The organism is Streptomyces sp. NPDC057136 (assembly GCF_042670885.1).
Lineage (GTDB): Bacteria > Actinomycetota > Actinomycetes > Streptomycetales > Streptomycetaceae > Streptomyces.
Map to the genome: position 1 here is coordinate 111,365 of NZ_JBHUUV010000002.1, position 15,807 is coordinate 127,171.

The following is a 15,807-nucleotide window of genomic DNA, read 5'->3' on the forward strand; positions in this document are numbered from 1 at the left end:
CGCTCAGGGAATCCCGTACGGGGGCGGGGCGCCCCAGGCCGTACGCCATTCGAGTTGCCGGGCGGCGCGGTCGGGTGTGCTCTGGAGGAACGGGGACGAGGGAAGGAGCTGTCCGCCATGGCCACACACGCAGCCATGCCGTCCCGCGGGTCCCAGGGGTCCCGCATGCGGACGACGGCCCGCCACCACGGTCCGCTCGCCTGGGCGGTGCCCGTGGCACTGGGCGTGATCTTCGGTTTCTACGCGGCGTTCATCGAACGGGACGGCGGCCCGGTCACCGGCGGGCAGGTCGTGCTCGGAGTGGTCTCCGGTGTGGCTTTCGCCGGGCTCTGTTTCGTCCTGGGCCGCTATCGGCACGCGCTGCCGCGTGAACTGCGGGCGGCGGCGTTCGGCGCGCTGACGGCCTGTGCGATCGGATTCCTGACGAGTCTTACCGGCACCAGCGTGCTGCGGTCCTCCGTGATGGGCGCGGTGGTGGGAGCAGGCATGTTCTGTGTCGCCTTCTACGTCTATTACACGCGGGAGGACTGAGCACGGGCACAGACGTGAAGGGGCGGGATTCTCGGGTGCGTACAGCCGAGCGGCTCTGGAGAAGCCATGACGGCAACCACACGGACGGATACGCCGATGCACGGAAGGGGCGGCCCGTACCAGGGCCGCCCCTCCTGCGCCGTCTCCGTCAGTCGCGTACGACCGTCACCGGGCACGGTGCGTGCTGGGTGAGGTGGAGGCTGACCGAGCCGAGCAGCGTCGCCTTGAAGCCGCTGTGTCCGCGTGCGCCGACGACCAGCAGATTGGCGCCCTTGGCCCGGTCCAGCAGGCCCTGTGCCGGATTGCCGATCACGATGACCTTGCTGACGGCGGCTGCCCCCTCGGCGCCGAGGGCCTCCTCCAGCGCCTCGGTGAGCGCGACGGTTGCCACGGCCTGCGGATCGAAGTCCTCCGGCATGCCCGGCATCATCGCCCAGCTGGTCGCGGGGTACTCCCAGCTGTTCACGGCCTCAACGGAATCGCCTGTCAGCTCGGCCTGACGTACGGCCCAGTGCAGCGCCTTGATCGATGAATCGGAGCCGTCCACGCCCACGACGATCCTGCCCATGTCTGCCTCCAGCTCGGTCCAGCTCGGTTCAGCTTGATTCGATGGTCGGCCCAACTGTAATCAAACCGGACATCTCGCCCCTCTGGGGGTCTCGGCGGGTCAGTCCAGCCGGAGGTCGGCGAGCTGCTGCTCGAACGGCACGACCGCGTCCTCGCCGTCGTCCAGGCCGAGCGCCCTCGATGCCCCGGAGACCGTCCGTCCCAGGACCGCCGACGCCAGCTCGCCGCCTGCCCGCCGGATGCGGGACGGCAGGCCCTCGGTGTACTCGTCGCCGGACGAGCCCCAGTCCTCCGACGCCGCGTACACGGACGTCGGCAGGGTCACGGCCCGCAGATAGGCGAAGAGCGGGCGCAGCGCGTGCTCCAGGACCAGCGAGTGCCGGGCCGTGCCGCCCGTCGCCGAGATCACGACGGGCTTGCCGGTCAGCGCGGTGTGGTCGATCAGGTCGAAGAACGACTTGAACAGCCCGCTGTACGAGGCGGTGAAGACCGGCGTCACGGCGATCAGGCCGTCCGCCTCCGTCACCGCTTCGATCGCGTCCTTCAGGGCGCGCGGCGGGAAGCCGGTCACCAGGTTGTTCGCGATGTCGATGGCCAGATCGCGCAGCTCGATGATCTGTACGTCGACCCTGCGGTCCTGGTCGGCCTCCAGCCGCTCACGGGCGGCCACGGCCAGCCGGTCGGCCAGCAGCCGCGTGGACGAGGGGCTGCTCAGCCCGGCCGAGACGGCGACGATCTTCAGGGGTGCGGTGGCGAACACGGTACTCAGATCTCCTTGGCGACAGCAGCGGCAGTGGCCGTACGGGCGGCGGTGACCGCCGGGTGGACCGGGCTGCTCTCCGGCACTCCGGCCGGCCGCAGCCTGGCGAATTCCTTACGCAGCACCGGCACGACCTCTTCGCCGAGGATGTCGAGCTGCTCCAGGACCGTCTTGAGCGGGAGTCCCGCGTGGTCCATCAGGAACAGCTGGCGCTGGTAGTCGCCGACGGAGTCACGGAAGGACAGGGTCCGCTCGATGACCTCCTGCGGGGAGCCGACGGTCAGCGGGGTCTGCTCGGTGAAGTCCTCCAGCGAGGGCCCGTGGCCGTAGACCGGTGCGTTGTCGAAGTACGGGCGGAATTCCCGTACCGCGTCCTGCGAGTTCTTGCGCATGAACACCTGGCCGCCGAGGCCCACGATGGCCTGCTCCTCGGTGCCGTGCCCGTAGTGGGCGTACCTGCTGCGGTAGAGCTTGACCATCTTCTCGGTGTGCTCCATGGGCCAGAAGATGTTGTTGTGGAAGAAGCCGTCGCCGTAGTACGCGGCCTGCTCGGCGATCTCCGGGGAGCGGATGGAGCCGTGCCAGACGAACGGCGGGACGCCGTCCAGCGGGCGCGGGGTGGCGGTGAAGGACTGGAGCGGCGTACGGAACTTGCCTTCCCAGTCGACGACGTCCTCGCGCCACAGCTTGTGCAGCAGGGCGTAGTTCTCGATCGCCAGCGGGATGCCCTGGCGGATGTCCTTGCCGAACCAGGGGTAGACCGGTCCGGTGTTGCCGCGGCCCATCATCAGGTCCATGCGGCCGTCCGCGAGGTGCTGGAGGGTGGCGTAGTCCTCGGCGATCTTCACCGGGTCGTTGGTGGTGATCAGCGTGGTGGAGGTGGAGAGGATCAGCTTCTCGGTGCGGGCGGCGATGTAGCCGAGTGTGGTCGTCGGCGAGGACGGGACGAACGGCGGGTTGTGGTGCTCACCCGTCGCGAAGACGTCCAGGCCCACTTCCTCGGCCTTGAGCGCGATCTCGATGGTCGCCTTGATCCGCTCGTGCTCGCTCGGTGTCCGGCCGGTCGTGGGATCGGTGGTGACGTCTCCGACGGTGAAGATCCCGAACTGCATGACGCCCGCCCTCCAAGAGGTATTGGTTGAATGTTGAACTATATGAACAGACCCTACAACCGGACACCCACGCGACCTATTCCTGTCCCCCCGGACGCGACGATTCCTGCTGGTCGGCGGCCTGCCGGCCGGCGCCCCGCCGCAGTACCTGTGCGAGCCCAGGCTCGACCACCGCCGCACCGCGCGCATGGAAGAGGACGCTCGCCAGGACCGACCCGTCCTGGTACACGCCTGCCCCCGCCCACCGCCCCCTGGGTGCCGACCGGACCGGTCCGGTCCGGGCGGCACCCGAGGTCAGCCCTACTTCAGTGCGGCAAGACCCTTTTTCAGGTCTTCGCCGTTCATCACCGGCTGGATCTCGATCTTCGCGCCGAGCTGATCGAAGAACGGCTCCGCGATGCTGGGCATCCGGGAACTGTCCTGCATGTCGAAGACGAACGTGCAGGACCGACCGCCCTCGCTGGGGCCGAAGTAGGCCGCCTCGGGTTTGAGGTCTTCCATCATCTTCTCTACGACCTTCTGGAGCTGGCCGTTCTTGAGCGCCTCATTCGAGACCTGGGTGTCCAGGTGTGCCCTCAGCATGACTCTCATCGCAATGTCGCTCCTTACGCCCACCATGACCGGCGCGGTGCGGTCCGCGCTCGCTGAGACCTGGTGACGTCCTGCTCAGGCTCTCCTCGGCTGATCGGGGCGGCAACATCTCGTCCGCCGTCCGGGCCGGGGCCGGTGCGTACTCTGGACAGGCCGTACGACCTCGGCGACGGACGAAGTGAGGCGGACCATGGCCGAGAGCGAACGCTGGAAGGAACGCGGCGTCGCCCTGCGCGTCTTCGTCTACGTCTTCGCCACGCACATCTTCGCCGGCTTCATCTGGATCCTGTTCTACGTGGGCGAGCACGCCAAGAAGTAGCGCCCCACGAGGTCAGCGGTGCTCCGGATTGGGAGAGTCCGCACGGCAGCCCGCGTCCCACGCGGAACGCTGGTTGCCATGGGCTGGGATGCCGCCAGAGCGCTTGAGCATCGCGGCGAGGTGCATCAGGTTCCAGGCCATGAAGGACGTATTGCGGTTGGTGAAGTCGTTCTCCGGGCCTCCCGATCCCGGATCCAGGTACGAGGGCCCGGGCCCCGCTTCCCCGATCCAGCCCGCGTCGGCCTGCGGGGGGATCGTGTAGCCCAGGTGCTGGAGGCTGTAGAGCACATTCATGGCGCAATGCTTGACGCCGTCCTCGTTCCCGGTGATCAGACAGCCCCCGGCCCGGCCGTAGTACGCGTACTGGTCCTTGTCGTTGAGGATGCTCGAACAGGCGTAGAGCCGCTCGATGACCCGCTTCATCACCGAGCTGTTGTCACCCAGCCAGATCGGCCCGCACAGCACCAGGATGTCGGCGGCCATCACCTTCTCGTACAGCGCGGGCCAGGCGTCCGTCTCCCAGCCGTGCTCCGTCATGTCCGGCCACACCCCGGTCGCGATGTCGTGATCGACGGCCCGGACGACCTCGGTGGTGACACCGCGCGCCTCCATCACCGAGCGGCTCCGCTCGACGAGACCGTCCGTGTTGCTGGTCTCGGGAGACCGCTTGAGCGTGCAGTTGATGTACATCGCGCGCAGACCGTCGAACCGGTATGCGCCATCGGTACGGTCGGGTGGCACCATGCGGGGCTCCTCTGTGCGTCCGGGAGAACGTGCGGCGTGCCCCGGTCTACCGTCGCGACGAGCGATACGGAGCCAAGGGCGCGCGGTGTCCACCCATACGCAGCAGGCGCGCCGGCTGCGGCGCGCAGCCCGGCCGCTCCGGCGGTCGGTACACTCGCCCCATGACCTCCGTACTGTGCCGGAACTGGTGGCGCTCCTCCTAGGAGCGGCCACCTCATCTGCACGGAACCAGGGCCGCTCGATATGGACGGCCCTTTTTTGCTGCCCCCCGGGCGGCGCGGATCCCCGGTTCGGCGGGCCGTCCTCCACGCATCCAGCGCACTCGCGAGGAGAGACCGACCATGACCATCACCGCATCCGAGATCCCGACCACGATCGCCACCACGCCCGAACAGGTCCGCAGCGCCGAGCTCGAACAGCAGCTCCGGCAGACCCCCGAACGCTTCCGCGTCCTGACCGGCGACCGCCCCACCGGCGCCCTTCACCTCGGGCACTACTTCGGCACCCTCCACAACCGGGTCCGCCTCCAGGACCTCGGCGTGGAGGTCTTCGTGCTCGTCGCCGACTACCAGGTGCTCACCGACCGGGACGTCGCCGAGCGGCTCACCGAGTACGTGGACGGGCTGCTGCTCGACCATCTGGCGATCGGGATCGACCCCGCCCGCACGACGGTCTTCAACCACAGCGCCGTGCCCGCCCTCAACCAGCTCCTGCTGCCCTTCCTGAGCCTGGTCTCCGTCGCCGAGCTGGGCCGCAACCCCACGGTGAAGGACGAGATCGCGCACTCCCGGCAGTCCTCGGTCAGCGGGCTCATGTACACCTATCCCGTCCACCAGGCCGCCGACATCCTCTTCTGCAAGGGCAACCTCGTGCCGGTCGGCCAGGACCAGCTGCCGCACCTCGAAGTGACCCGGACCATCGCACGGCGCTTCAACGAGCGGTACGGGGCGGTGTTCCCCGAACCGGACGCCCTGCTCTCCGCCGCGCCGCTCCTGCTCGGCACCGACGGCACCAAGATGAGCAAGAGCCGCGCCAACTCGATCGCGCTCTCCGCCGGTGCCGACGAGACGGCGCGGCTGATCAAGGGCGCGAAGACGGACGCCGAGCGCCACATCACGTACGACCCGGAGGGCAGGCCCGGGGTGTCGAGCCTCGTGCTGCTCGCCGCGCTCTGCCTCGACCGCGACCCGCACGAAGTCGCCGAGGAGATCGGGAACGGCGGCGCCGCCGTACTCAAGCGGACGGTGACCGACGCGGTCAATACGCGCATGGCGCCGATCCGGGCCCGGCGCGCGGAGTACGCGCAGGACATGGCGTACGTACGGTCGGTGCTGCGCGCGGGCAACGAGCGGGCCAACGAGATCGCCGAACGGACCCTGGACGAGGTACGGGACGCGATGGGCGGCCTGCGGTAGCCCACGCCGGTGCGGTCAGCGGCGCGTCATCGTCCGCTGCCCGCGCAGGAGTTCCGCCAGACCGCGGCGGGTCGCGGCGATCACCACGCGGTCCTCGGGGCGCAGCACGTACCCGGGGTGCAGGTCCCAGACCAGGCCCTGCGGCTGCCCTGTCGCCCCGCCGGCCGCCATGTCCGGCTGCCGGTCGGCGGGCGGGGTGGCGTCCAGGGCCAGGACGCGCCAGGCGCCCGCGCGAAACGCCTGCTCGATCGTGCGGCCCTCCAGCTGGGGGTGGCCGGCCACCCCCAGGGCGGCGAACAGCATGACCTTCCGCTCGACCGGGATCGCCCCCAGGATCTGCCGGCCCATCATGGCGCCCGCGAACGACGGGGCGGCCAGATGGGAGACGGACCGGGAGCGGGTCAGGGCCTGGGGGTGGGCGGTGCGCAGGGTGCGGTAGACGGCGGTGGCGAACTCGTCGTCGTACAGGCGCAGCGCCACCCGCAGGTCCGGCTTCACCGAGCGGGCGTACAGCGCGGCCTCCAGATTCGTGGTGTCGACGCTGGTCAGGGCCAGCAGGGAACCGGCGCGGTGGATCTTCGCCGCTTCCAGGACGCCTTCCTGGGTGACATCGCCTATGACCGTCGGGACGTGCATGCTCCGGGCCAGCGGGATGCCGCGCGCCTCCGGGTCCTCCTCCACGACGACCACGGGGATGTTCAGTTCACGCAGCCGCACCAGGACCCGCGTACCGATCTTGCCGAGGCCCAGCAGGACGACGTGTCCGGACAGTCCGCGCGGCGGGCGGCGCAGCGACGACGTGGTGCGCAGCGAGCCGAACGCCTCCAGGACGGCGGCCACCAGCAGCGGCAGCAGCATCAGTCCGGCCAGGCCGGAGAGCAGCTGGATGATCTGGCGGGACGGCGGGTCGTCGACCGCCGGGTCGCCCATCGCGAACAGATCGAGCAGGGTCAGATAGGCGGCGTGCAGCGGGTGGTAGTCGTTGGTCAGGACCGAGGAGACGGCCAGGCCGACCACGGCTGTTGCCACGCCCGCCGCCGACCAGCGCAACCGCCGTGAGAACACCTGGCTCAGTGGCGCGCCCCGCCCGCCCATCCGCATGACGGGCCGGGCCGGGTCCGCCTGGCTGATGTTCTCCAGGACGATGGTTCCGCGCCCGGCGGCAGCCGCCACCGAGGCGGCGTCCGGGAGGAGTTGGGGTCCCTCGTCGCCACTGCTGTCGGAACCCTCGGCGCCCGCCGGGTCGTGCGTGGTGGAGGAGAGCAGCGCGAGCGTGCAGAGCCCCGGGTCGGCCACCTCGCCGTGGCGCGGCGGCGGCCGTTCGGCGGCCCGCAGCAGCAGCCCCTCGGCCTGGATGACCTTGCTGCTGCCGGTGAGGACGGTGGCGGCGAGGGCGGGGGCCGCCGTGTCCGCGTCGGACAGGACGGTGGTGGAGGCGTCGAGCGCAGCCTGGTCGAGTCCGGGCATGGCCAGCACCGCCGCCTGGTCGAGCAGCGTCTCCAGGTGCTGGCCGAGCTTGCGGTTGTAGAGCCGGATGACCAGGCGCAGCCTCGGATTGAGGCGCCGGGCGGTGAGGGCGGCGCGGATGTTGCGTTCGTCGTCGTCGTAGACGAGCGCGAGTGCGGCGGCACGGTCGATGCCCGCCTCTTCGAGTACGTCGTCGGAGGCTCCGGCGCCTCCAGGATGCGTACGGCCTCGACCCCCGCGTTCGTGTCGTTGTCCGTGGCGCCGGCCGCGCCGCCGTTGCGGTTCATCGCCGCCGACATCCGCCCGAACAGGGCTGCCGCGCGCCCGCGTTGGGTCATCTGCTGCTCGGGACGGCTGGGGTCGCGGCCCGGTGGGAGGAGCAGGGTGACCCTTCCCCAAGCTCTCAACTCCGTTCGAGCAGGGGAGACCCCATTCCGTAGACGTAACGGAGCTCCACGGCGAGGCGCCTGGCCAGAGTGTCGTCACCGCAGACGACCATGTGTCCGCCTGCGGGGGCGCGTTGGGGCTGCTGAGGAAGTGGGGGCACAAAACCCAGCATGCCTTGCTCCTTCCGGTTCAGCCCGCGGAGAGCCCCTGCTCGGCGCCCTGCGCCGGAAGTGGTGGGTGCGGCCGGAGTTTCCGGACCTGCACGATGGCGGCCGAACCGTCAGGACCGGCGGAAGCGGCGTACGAGCACGCGCACCGTGCCACAGGAGATCAGCAGCGCCCCGGCCAGTACGGCGACGGAGAGCGCGGCCTTTGTGCCGCCGGTGGCAGCGCTGCGGTGCAGCAGCACGGAGCCGGTCAGGCTGGTGAACCAGGCGACGAGGACCAGCAGGGACACCGACACGGTGACCGGCACCCCGCCGATACCCGCCGATTCGGCGTCGATGTCCGTGTCAAAGGTGTCGTGACCTGCGGCTCCGGCCAGTACCAGCAGCCAGAAGCACACGACGACGACCAGGGCGGCATCGAAGAGAACGACAGGGAATCCGACTGCTGCCGTAAGGAATTCGGTCATCGTCCACCCCCCTGCGCCCTGCGCGCCGTGTCCGGTAGGGGAGGGCGGTGCCCGGCTGCCGCGTCGCCGCGAACGGCTGTGCTGCAGCCGGGTTGTCCCCCGTGTCCGCCGTGCGTTCCCCCGTGTGTTGCTGACCGGATGGTGTCAGCCGGGACCGCACTGCCGCACTGCCGGAATCCGGCAGTCTTTACGCATCGCTGATGCCGGGCACTGGCAGCCGCCCGGAGGCGTTAAGGAAGCGTTGGAGCCGCATCAGGACCGGAATGTGAAGGCAGAGGGGTGTACGTGCCGGTGCCGGAGATACCCGCAGAGTTTCTGGGGGACTATGCCCGCATATTGAGCGAAGTCTCCGTCACGGGGCGCCGGTTGACCCGCGAGGAGCTGGAGTCCCGCCGTGTCCTCGGCCGCGAGGCCGCCGAGGCCGGACACCAACTGCGCGCCCTGGTAGGCATGCATCTGGCCGAGACCCGCACCGCCTGGCCGCAGACGGCGACCGCGACGCCGACCACGACCGATTCCGTCCTGGCCGCGGTGGAACAGGCGGTCGACGCCTTTGCCGAGGGCTTCGAGCGCGCCCAGCGCCTCACCGTACGGCGCGAGGAAGCGGCGCGACGGGAGTTCATCGACGACCTGCTGTACGGGCGCAGCGACCTGGGTCGCCTCGCCGAGCGGGCCACCCGTTTCGGGCTGCGGCTCTCGCGCGCCCATGCGGTGGCGGTGGCGTCGGGCCCGGAGGCGTACACCGAGACGGACGCGGTGGCGCGGAACGTGGAGGCGGCGCTGCTGGCCCGCTTCGGCGGCCGGAAGATCCTGCTGACGACGAAGGACGGGCGGCTGGTCTGCATCGCCCCCGGCAGCCAGCCGGACGTCCTGCGGTACTTCGCCAAGCAGGCCCACGCGGCGACGGACGGCGGCCAGGTCGCGGTGGGCCGCCCGCACCAGGGTCCGGGCGGCGTCGTCCACTCGTACGACGAAGCGCTCGATGCCATCGATCTGGCGCGGCGGATGGGGCTCGACGAGCCGGTGCTGTACGCGTCCGACCTGCTGGTCTACCCGGTGCTGACCCGCGACCGCGAGGCGATGGCCGACCTGGTGCGCAGCGAGCTCGGCCCGCTCCAGAAGGCCAGGGGCGGCGCGGAACCGCTGCTGAAGACGCTCTCGGTGTACTTCGATGCGGGCTGCGTCGCGGCCGAGACGGCCCGCCGACTGGCGCTGAGCGTGCGCGCCCTGACGTACCGGCTGGAGCGCATCCGCCAGCTGACCGGCTCGGACCCGTCCGACCCGGTGCACCGCTACACGCTCCAGACCGCGGTGATCGGCGCCCGTCTCCTGGACTGGCCGGCCAAGGAACTCTGAGAGGAAAGCAGCCCGGGCCGGCCCTCGCAGGTCGACTACAGGTCGAACTCGTGCGGCGGCAGGTCGAGTGCGAAGCACGCCTCGCGCACGACGGCCTGCTCCGACTTGTCGAAGTCGCCGTCGGCGCCGCCGATGATGATGCCGATCTGGACGACCGCACGCGCCTCGGCGGGCTTCTTCTTCGCCTTGGCGATCTCCTGGAGCACGCTGACCTTGCCGAACGCGAAGTCGGCGGTGAGCTTGTCGACGTACGCGTTGAAGCGGCGCTGGAGGTCGTCCGCCGGGAAGTTCTGGAGCACGTCGTTCGACGCGATCAGCGAGGCGACGCGCTGCCGCTCGGACGGGTCGATGGAACCGTCGGCGGCGGAGACCAGGGCGCACATGGCCATGCTCGCGTCGCGGAACGCCCCGCTCTTGAGGTCGTTCTTCTTCGCCTCCAGCTGCGTTTGCATCGTCGACGCGGATTCCTTGAGCCGATCCCACAGGGCCATTGCCGTCTCCATACGTTGCGTTGGACGAACTGCTTGGTTCCGAGTGAAACTCTACAGACTTGTAGAAGCAAACGGGAGGAACGCCCACTAAAATGCGGCGTTGCCAGGACTCGGGAAGGGCGGACAGGACGATGGACAACGCCCGGAACGAACTCGGGGACGACGGCCCCGGTGACGTGGAGCGAACCGAGAGCCGGCGGCTGCGCAGGCGAGGTCAGGGGGAGCTGGAGTCCCAGGTCCTCAAGGTGCTGCGGTCCGCCGACGGCCCCGCCACCGCGGGCTGGGTGCAGGAACACCTCGACGGGGACCTCGCGTACACCACCGTCATCACGATCCTCTCCCGTCTGTACGCGAAGAACGCCGTGACCCGCACCCGCGAGGGCCGCTCCTACATATGGACCGCGGCTGCCGACGACGCCGGTCTCGCCGCGCTGCGGATGCGCCGCATCCTGGACGGCGAGCGGGACCGCAACGCCGTCCTCGCCCGCTTCGTCTCCGCGCTCTCCCAGGGCGACGAGGAACGGCTGCGCGCCCTCCTGTCCCGCGCCGCCGACCTGGACGACCCCGGGGCGTGACCTGCGCAGCGACGCCCGCGCACCCGTACTGACCGAGTACCGGCCGGATGCGGCGACCCCGAGCGTGCTGTGGCGGCTCGACCAGGACACGGTGGCGGGCTCCGCCCTCGCCGTGGTCCACATCGAACCCCTCAAAGGTCCGCTTTCTCGCCCATCCCGGACGCACCCGTGCCCGACCGAGGAGTTCCTCGGCCGGGCACGGGTGGTCGTGGGTGCGCGATCGGTCAGTCGGTGATCTCGATCTTGCCGTTGCTTGTGGCGGGCTCCGCCTGGGCGGGGAGCTCGGTGGCGGTGGCGGGGGCCGTGCGGTTCTTCAGGGTCTGGAGCAGCGCGCCCAGGTCCACGCCCGTTGTGGAGTTGAGGAGTTCGATGCCCTGCGTCACGTTGTCCGTGACCGTGCGGGCGAGTTGGCTGGCGCCGTCTGTGGAGATGACCGTCAGCTTGTCGATCGCGCTCAGCGGCTCGGAGGCCTTCGCGACGACCGTCGGCAGGACCTCGACCAGCATCTGGAGTACTGCAGCGTCCCCGTACTGCGCGAACGCGTCGGCCTTCTTCCGCATGGCTTCGGCCTCGGCCGAGCCCTTGGCCGCGATCGCCGCGGCCTCCGCCTCGCCCTCGATGCGTACCGCGTCGGCCAGGGCCGAGCGGTGCAGCTTCTCGCCCTGGCCGGTCAGACGGGAGCGCTCCGCGTCCGCTTCGGCTTCCTTGACCTGGGCGATGCGGCGGGCCTCCGCCTCCTGCTCGGCCTGGTAGCGGGCGGCGTCCGCAGGCTTACGGACCTTCGTGTCCAGCTCGCGGTCGGTCAGCGCCGCCTGGCGCTCGGCGACCTTCTCCTGCTCCTGGAGCACTTCCTGCTGGCGGGCGGCCTCGGCGAGCGGGCCGGCCGCGTTGGCCTTGGCGGCCGCCGCTTCCGTCTCGGCCTTGATCTCGGCCTGCTTGAGGTAGAACGTCCGCTCGGCGATGGCGATTTCCTCGGCCGCCTTCAGGCGGGCCTGCTCCGACGCACGGCGGGCGATGGCCTCCGCGATGTCGGCCTCCTGCTTGGCGCGCGCCGCCTCGGGCCGGCCGAGGTCTTCGAGGTACGAGCCCTCGGTGGTGATGTCCTGGATCTGGAACGCGTCCAGGATCAGGCCCTGACCGGACAGGCTCGCCTCGGCCTCCTCTGCGACCTGGCTCGCGAACGCGGCACGGTCGCGGATGATGTCCTCGACCGACATCCGGCCCACGATGGCGCGCAGCGCGCCCGACAGCACTTCCTGGGTGAAGCCGACGATGCCGTCCTGCTGCTGGAGGAAACGCTGGGCCGCTGCCCGGATCGCGTCCTCGTTGCCGCCGACCTTGACGATCGCGACGCCTTCCAGGTTCGCCTTCACGCCGCGCAGGGTGACGGCGCCGCGCACGGAGATCGGGATGTGGCGGCTGGAGAGGTCCAGGGTGAACTTCTGCTGGACGAACGGCACGACGAAGACGCCGCCACCGACGACGACCTTCTGGCCGCTGTTGTCGATGCTGGTGCGGCCGGTGACCGGATCGGTCGACTTCTTGCCGCGCCGGCCGGTGATGATGAACGCCTCGCTGGGCCCGGCCACCTTGTAGCGGGTGACCACTACGAGGCCGAGGAGTACGACGAGTACGACGATGCCGATGACGGCAATCAGAACTGGGCTCATGAGAAGGGTCCCCCCTGCCTCCCGACGAGGGGGACGGCAGATCGTTTTTCGGTCGAACAGTCAGTGTCGAACGGTCAGATGGTGGTCAGCGCTCTACCGGGCGGACCTGGACCGAGGTGGTCGACAGCGCGGCCTCCACCCAGATCTCGGCGCCGCGCTCGACGGGCTCCGGGCTCTTGGCGGAGAACTTCACCGTCTGGCCCGCGAGTCGCAGCAGCACCTCGCCGTAGCCGTCGGCCGGGATGGGTGTGACGACCGACCCGGACGTGCCGACGAGATCGTCCCCGCGCGGCGTCGCGGTCGTCTGGTCCCGCATGAGGGACCGGCTGAACTTCCAGGTCACCCACGCCGCGACGAGACCGGCGGCGACTCCCGTGACGGTCGCCGCGACCGTGCCGACACCCGTCGTGCCCAGCATGATCGCGCCGCCGAAGCCCAGCATCGAGAGGAAGCCCGCGATGACCGGCAGCGAGAGGAGGCCGTCGAACAGGCCGTCCAGCACGCCGCCCAATAGTCCTTCGAGGATTCCGTCGAAGATCAGGGAGAGGGCGAGAAGAGCAATTCCCGCAATGCCGAGACCCAGAAAAAAGGTCACGTGATCACTCCCCCGGTTTTTCGATGTCCCCCGACATTTCCGTCGAACTGGCTGGATGATCCCATACGCCGGGGGATCGTGGTACTGCCGGGTCCCGGCAGTCTTTACGCGACTTTGATGCCGGACAGGCGGTCGGCGAGGGTGTCCAGCGACTGGAATGTGGCCCCGAACAGCGCCACGTGCTTCCACCGCAGAACCCCGTCAGGACCGACCAGGAAGATCGCCCGCCGCACACCGATGCCGGGCGCGGAAACCCCGTACGCCTTGGCGATCTCGCGCCCCTCGTCGGCGAGCAGCGGCATCCGCAGTCCGTGCGTGCGGGCGAACGCCTCATGGCTGTCCACGCCCTGTGGACTGATTCCCCAGACCTCGGCATCCAGCCCCTCGAAGGTCTCGAACCCGGAAGAGTAGGAGCAGAGCTGCTTCGTGCAGACCGGAGTGTTGTCTCCCGGATAGAAAGCGAGGACGACGGACCGTCCGCGCGTCTCCGAGAGCGAGAAATCACGCCGCTCGAAAGCGTCGTCGGTGAGAATTCCGCCGGGCAGGGTGAAGTCCTGGACCGGCTGACCGAGTTGAGGTCCTGATGCCATGATGGCTCCCTTGATTGCCGTACGTGGACACGTACGTGCCCCCGTACGGTGAACGTATGGCAAACCAACCCCCCTCGGCTGCGGTACTCCTCCTGCACGGTGGCCGCGAGGCAGGGACGGGGCCTCCGCCGTTCGGTCCGCTGAATCTGCCGGCGGTCCGGATGCGCCCGTTCCGGCAGGCCGTCACGAAGGCCACGCGCCCGGCCGACGTCCTGGTCCGCAGCGTCCGCTACACCTGCCGCGGCTGGAACGGCCCCCGCGAGGACCCCTTCCACGACGCCGTACGCGCCCTCGACGCTATCCAGCGTGAGGCCGGTGAGATCCCCGTCGTCCTCGTGGGCCACTCCATGGGCGCCCGCGCATCCCTCCGCGCCGCCGGGCACCCCCTGGTACGCGCAGTGATCGGCCTCGCCCCGTGGTGCCCGCCCGAGGACCCGGTCGCCCAGCTCGCGGACCGCGATGTCGTCCTGCTCCACAGCACCCACGACCGCGTCACGAGTCCCCGCGCCAGCCAGGCCCTGGCCGACCGGGCCCGCCGCGCCGGTGGCCGGACCTGCCTGATCACGGTCGAGGACAGCGACCACGCGATGCTGCGCCGCGCCGACCTCTGGCACGAGCTGACGACCGCCCTGGTCACCGGCCTGCTGGGCATCGAGGCCCTCCCGGAAGCGGTCTCCGCGGCGCTCCAGCTGCCCCTGCACGCCGAGACCCCGCACGGAACGCTGGGCATCGACGAGTTGCCGCGCCCGTACGGGGTGGCTCGGAGCGGGGCCCGTCCGTGAACTGCCGGGCCTCTGGTCTGTGTTCTACGAAGTCATACCGGGAAGACGGAGGTCCGACTTTCCGTTCACGGCCGGGTTCTTCGTGTTCTGGAGCGAGTTGAGGATGGCCAGACCCTGGCCCACCAGACCCGCCGCGATCTCGTTGACCCCGTCGGTGCCGTTCAGGACGGTGAGGCTTGCCCCGGACATGCCCCGGGCGGCCGCGTCGGCCAGAGCGGGCAGGTTCTCCACGACGAGGTTGGCCGCGATGAGTTCTTGGTTTCCGTCCCGCAGCGAGGCGGCACGGGCGGCGTTGGCGTCGGCCTGCGCCTGAGCGAGCGTCCGTGCGGCGTAGGCGTTGCCGTCCGCCTCGAACTTGACCTGGTCACGGGCGGCTTCGGCCAGCGTGCGCTGACGGTACGCCTCGGCGTCCGCCGGTCGCCTGACCTCCGCCTCCAATCGCTGCGCGGCCAGCATGGCCTGGCGCTCGGCGAGTGCGGTCTGCTCCTCGATGACCTCGTGGGACGCCCTGGCCTGGGCGAGCGGGCCCGCCTGCGCGGCCCGGGCGTTGGACTGTTCCGTCTCGGCGAGGAAACCGGCCCTCTTGATCGCGGTGTCACGTTCGTACTCGGCCTTGAGTGCCGCTGCCTGCTGCTCGCGTTCGGTCGCCTCCTGGTCGGCCTTGCCCTGCTGGGTGACACAGTCCTCGGAGATCTCCGCTTCGCGCAGGGCCAGCGACAGCATGCGGGCCTTCTGCTTCACCGGCAGGACGAAACTGCCGTGCCCGGTGACGATCCGGAACTGTGTCTCCTGCGCCTGCCGTTTCGTACCGGATATGAGCATCGCCTCGTTGGGCGCGGGAACGTGCCAGAACAGCATGGGAACTCTCCTGCAGTGATTCAGGAAGGCAGGGGCTCGACAAGCACTGAGCGTGCCGAGAGGGAGTCGATGACGACGACGCGCACACCCCAGCCGATGGACGTGGTGCAGTACGCCGCGTACGACTCCGAACCGCCACGCATCGCGACGAGAACCTCGCCCGGTCCGTCGGGCGGGATCTGCACGGTCACTCTGCCGATCGCGCCGACCGGACTCTGCGAGGACTCGTCACCCGTACGCATGCGCCCTCGCGTCAGGCATTCTTCTGTTGATCACAGACCATCGCCTCCGGCCGCGCGCCCGACATCGAGCCCTCGATGTCTCCACGGTACTCCGCGCAGTGCGCGATGAAATGGGTGTCGA

At 69.9% G+C, this 15,807-nt stretch carries 17 protein-coding genes and 2 pseudogenes; 6 read left to right on the plus strand and 13 right to left on the minus strand.

The window, feature by feature from the left end:
• The first annotated feature begins 117 nt into the window (after nt 1–117).
• Nucleotides 118–531 carry a hypothetical protein gene (locus ACFT7S_RS03020; protein ID WP_382726149.1) on the plus strand — a complete coding sequence of 138 codons (414 nt, stop codon included), beginning with the start codon at nt 118–120 and terminating at the stop codon, nt 529–531.
• Between the two features lie 148 nt (nt 532–679).
• Here ACFT7S_RS03020 and ACFT7S_RS03025 read toward each other — a convergent pair whose 3' ends face one another.
• The 4 genes from ACFT7S_RS03025 to ACFT7S_RS03040 form a co-directional block, all read right to left on the minus strand.
• Complete coding sequence (locus tag ACFT7S_RS03025) at nt 680–1,099, minus strand: universal stress protein (RefSeq protein WP_382726151.1); 420 nt, start codon at nt 1,097–1,099, stop codon at nt 680–682.
• A gap of 99 nt (nt 1,100–1,198) precedes the next feature.
• On the minus strand, nt 1,199–1,858 hold the full coding sequence (locus ACFT7S_RS03030) for an FMN reductase (RefSeq protein ID WP_382726154.1): 660 nt from the start codon (nt 1,856–1,858) through the stop codon (nt 1,199–1,201).
• Between the two features lie 5 nt (nt 1,859–1,863).
• The gene (locus tag ACFT7S_RS03035; protein ID WP_382726157.1) at nt 1,864–2,970 is read right to left on the minus strand and encodes an LLM class flavin-dependent oxidoreductase; all 1,107 of its coding nucleotides are present in this window, start codon (nt 2,968–2,970) and stop codon (nt 1,864–1,866) included.
• Nucleotides 2,971–3,270: 300 nt separating this feature from the next.
• Nucleotides 3,271–3,561 carry a DUF3303 family protein gene (locus tag ACFT7S_RS03040; protein WP_382726160.1) on the minus strand — a complete coding sequence of 97 codons (291 nt, stop codon included), beginning with the start codon at nt 3,559–3,561 and terminating at the stop codon, nt 3,271–3,273.
• 190 nt (nt 3,562–3,751) lie between these two features.
• On the opposite strand from ACFT7S_RS03040, the gene ACFT7S_RS03045 reads away from it, so the two are divergent.
• Nucleotides 3,752–3,880 (plus strand): DUF6126 family protein, encoded by a 129-nt coding sequence (locus tag ACFT7S_RS03045; protein ID WP_382726164.1) that lies wholly within the window; start codon nt 3,752–3,754, stop codon nt 3,878–3,880.
• 12 nt (nt 3,881–3,892) lie between these two features.
• Here ACFT7S_RS03045 and ACFT7S_RS03050 read toward each other — a convergent pair whose 3' ends face one another.
• Nucleotides 3,893–4,624 carry a flavodoxin family protein gene (locus ACFT7S_RS03050; protein WP_382726167.1) on the minus strand — a complete coding sequence of 244 codons (732 nt, stop codon included), beginning with the start codon at nt 4,622–4,624 and terminating at the stop codon, nt 3,893–3,895.
• 341 nt (nt 4,625–4,965) lie between these two features.
• On the opposite strand from ACFT7S_RS03050, the gene trpS reads away from it, so the two are divergent.
• Nucleotides 4,966–6,039: a tryptophan--tRNA ligase gene (trpS, locus tag ACFT7S_RS03055; RefSeq protein WP_382726168.1), complete on the plus strand. Its 1,074-nt coding sequence runs from the start codon at nt 4,966–4,968 to the stop codon at nt 6,037–6,039.
• Between the two features lie 15 nt (nt 6,040–6,054).
• Here trpS and ACFT7S_RS03060 read toward each other — a convergent pair.
• Together ACFT7S_RS03060 and ACFT7S_RS03065 are read right to left on the minus strand one after the other, a co-directional pair.
• Nucleotides 6,055–8,065, minus strand: a pseudogene (locus ACFT7S_RS03060) (NAD-binding protein).
• A 114-nt stretch (nt 8,066–8,179) separates the two neighbouring features.
• Nucleotides 8,180–8,527 (minus strand): annotated as a pseudogene (locus ACFT7S_RS03065) (hypothetical protein); the annotation flags it as partial.
• 285 nt (nt 8,528–8,812) lie between these two features.
• Between ACFT7S_RS03065 and ACFT7S_RS03070 the strand changes: the two are divergent.
• Nucleotides 8,813–9,883 (plus strand): PucR family transcriptional regulator, encoded by a 1,071-nt coding sequence (locus ACFT7S_RS03070; protein ID WP_382726171.1) that lies wholly within the window; start codon nt 8,813–8,815, stop codon nt 9,881–9,883.
• Nucleotides 9,884–9,918: 35 nt separating this feature from the next.
• On the opposite strand, the gene ACFT7S_RS03075 is transcribed toward ACFT7S_RS03070, so the two are convergent.
• On the minus strand, nt 9,919–10,374 hold the full coding sequence (locus tag ACFT7S_RS03075) for a tellurite resistance TerB family protein (protein ID WP_382726173.1): 456 nt from the start codon (nt 10,372–10,374) through the stop codon (nt 9,919–9,921).
• A 131-nt stretch (nt 10,375–10,505) separates the two neighbouring features.
• Between ACFT7S_RS03075 and ACFT7S_RS03080 the strand changes: the two genes are divergently transcribed.
• Nucleotides 10,506–10,949, plus strand: a complete 444-nt coding sequence (locus ACFT7S_RS03080; protein WP_382726176.1) for a BlaI/MecI/CopY family transcriptional regulator — start codon at nt 10,506–10,508, stop codon at nt 10,947–10,949.
• Between the two features lie 224 nt (nt 10,950–11,173).
• Here ACFT7S_RS03080 and ACFT7S_RS03085 read toward each other — a convergent pair whose 3' ends face one another.
• The 3 genes from ACFT7S_RS03085 to ACFT7S_RS03095 form a co-directional block, all read right to left on the minus strand.
• A complete protein-coding gene (locus ACFT7S_RS03085; protein ID WP_382726178.1) occupies nt 11,174–12,619 on the minus strand; it encodes a flotillin family protein in 1,446 nt (481 codons plus the stop codon).
• Between the two features lie 85 nt (nt 12,620–12,704).
• The gene (locus ACFT7S_RS03090) at nt 12,705–13,214 is read right to left on the minus strand and encodes a hypothetical protein (protein ID WP_382726181.1); all 510 of its coding nucleotides are present in this window, start codon (nt 13,212–13,214) and stop codon (nt 12,705–12,707) included.
• Between the two features lie 104 nt (nt 13,215–13,318).
• Nucleotides 13,319–13,804: a peroxiredoxin gene (locus tag ACFT7S_RS03095; protein WP_382726184.1), complete on the minus strand. Its 486-nt coding sequence runs from the start codon at nt 13,802–13,804 to the stop codon at nt 13,319–13,321.
• A 56-nt stretch (nt 13,805–13,860) separates the two neighbouring features.
• Here ACFT7S_RS03095 and ACFT7S_RS03100 point away from each other — a divergent pair, with 56 nt between their 5' ends.
• Entirely contained in the window at nt 13,861–14,586 is a 726-nt protein-coding gene (locus tag ACFT7S_RS03100) for a dienelactone hydrolase family protein (RefSeq protein ID WP_382726186.1), read from the plus strand.
• A 24-nt stretch (nt 14,587–14,610) separates the two neighbouring features.
• Here ACFT7S_RS03100 and ACFT7S_RS03105 read toward each other — a convergent pair whose 3' ends face one another.
• Both ACFT7S_RS03105 and ACFT7S_RS03110 read right to left on the minus strand, forming a co-directional pair.
• The gene (locus ACFT7S_RS03105) at nt 14,611–15,444 is read right to left on the minus strand and encodes a hypothetical protein (protein ID WP_382726188.1); all 834 of its coding nucleotides are present in this window, start codon (nt 15,442–15,444) and stop codon (nt 14,611–14,613) included.
• 20 nt (nt 15,445–15,464) lie between these two features.
• Nucleotides 15,465–15,686, minus strand: a complete 222-nt coding sequence (locus ACFT7S_RS03110; RefSeq protein WP_382726189.1) for a hypothetical protein — start codon at nt 15,684–15,686, stop codon at nt 15,465–15,467.
• Nucleotides 15,687–15,807: the final 121 nt, after the last annotated feature.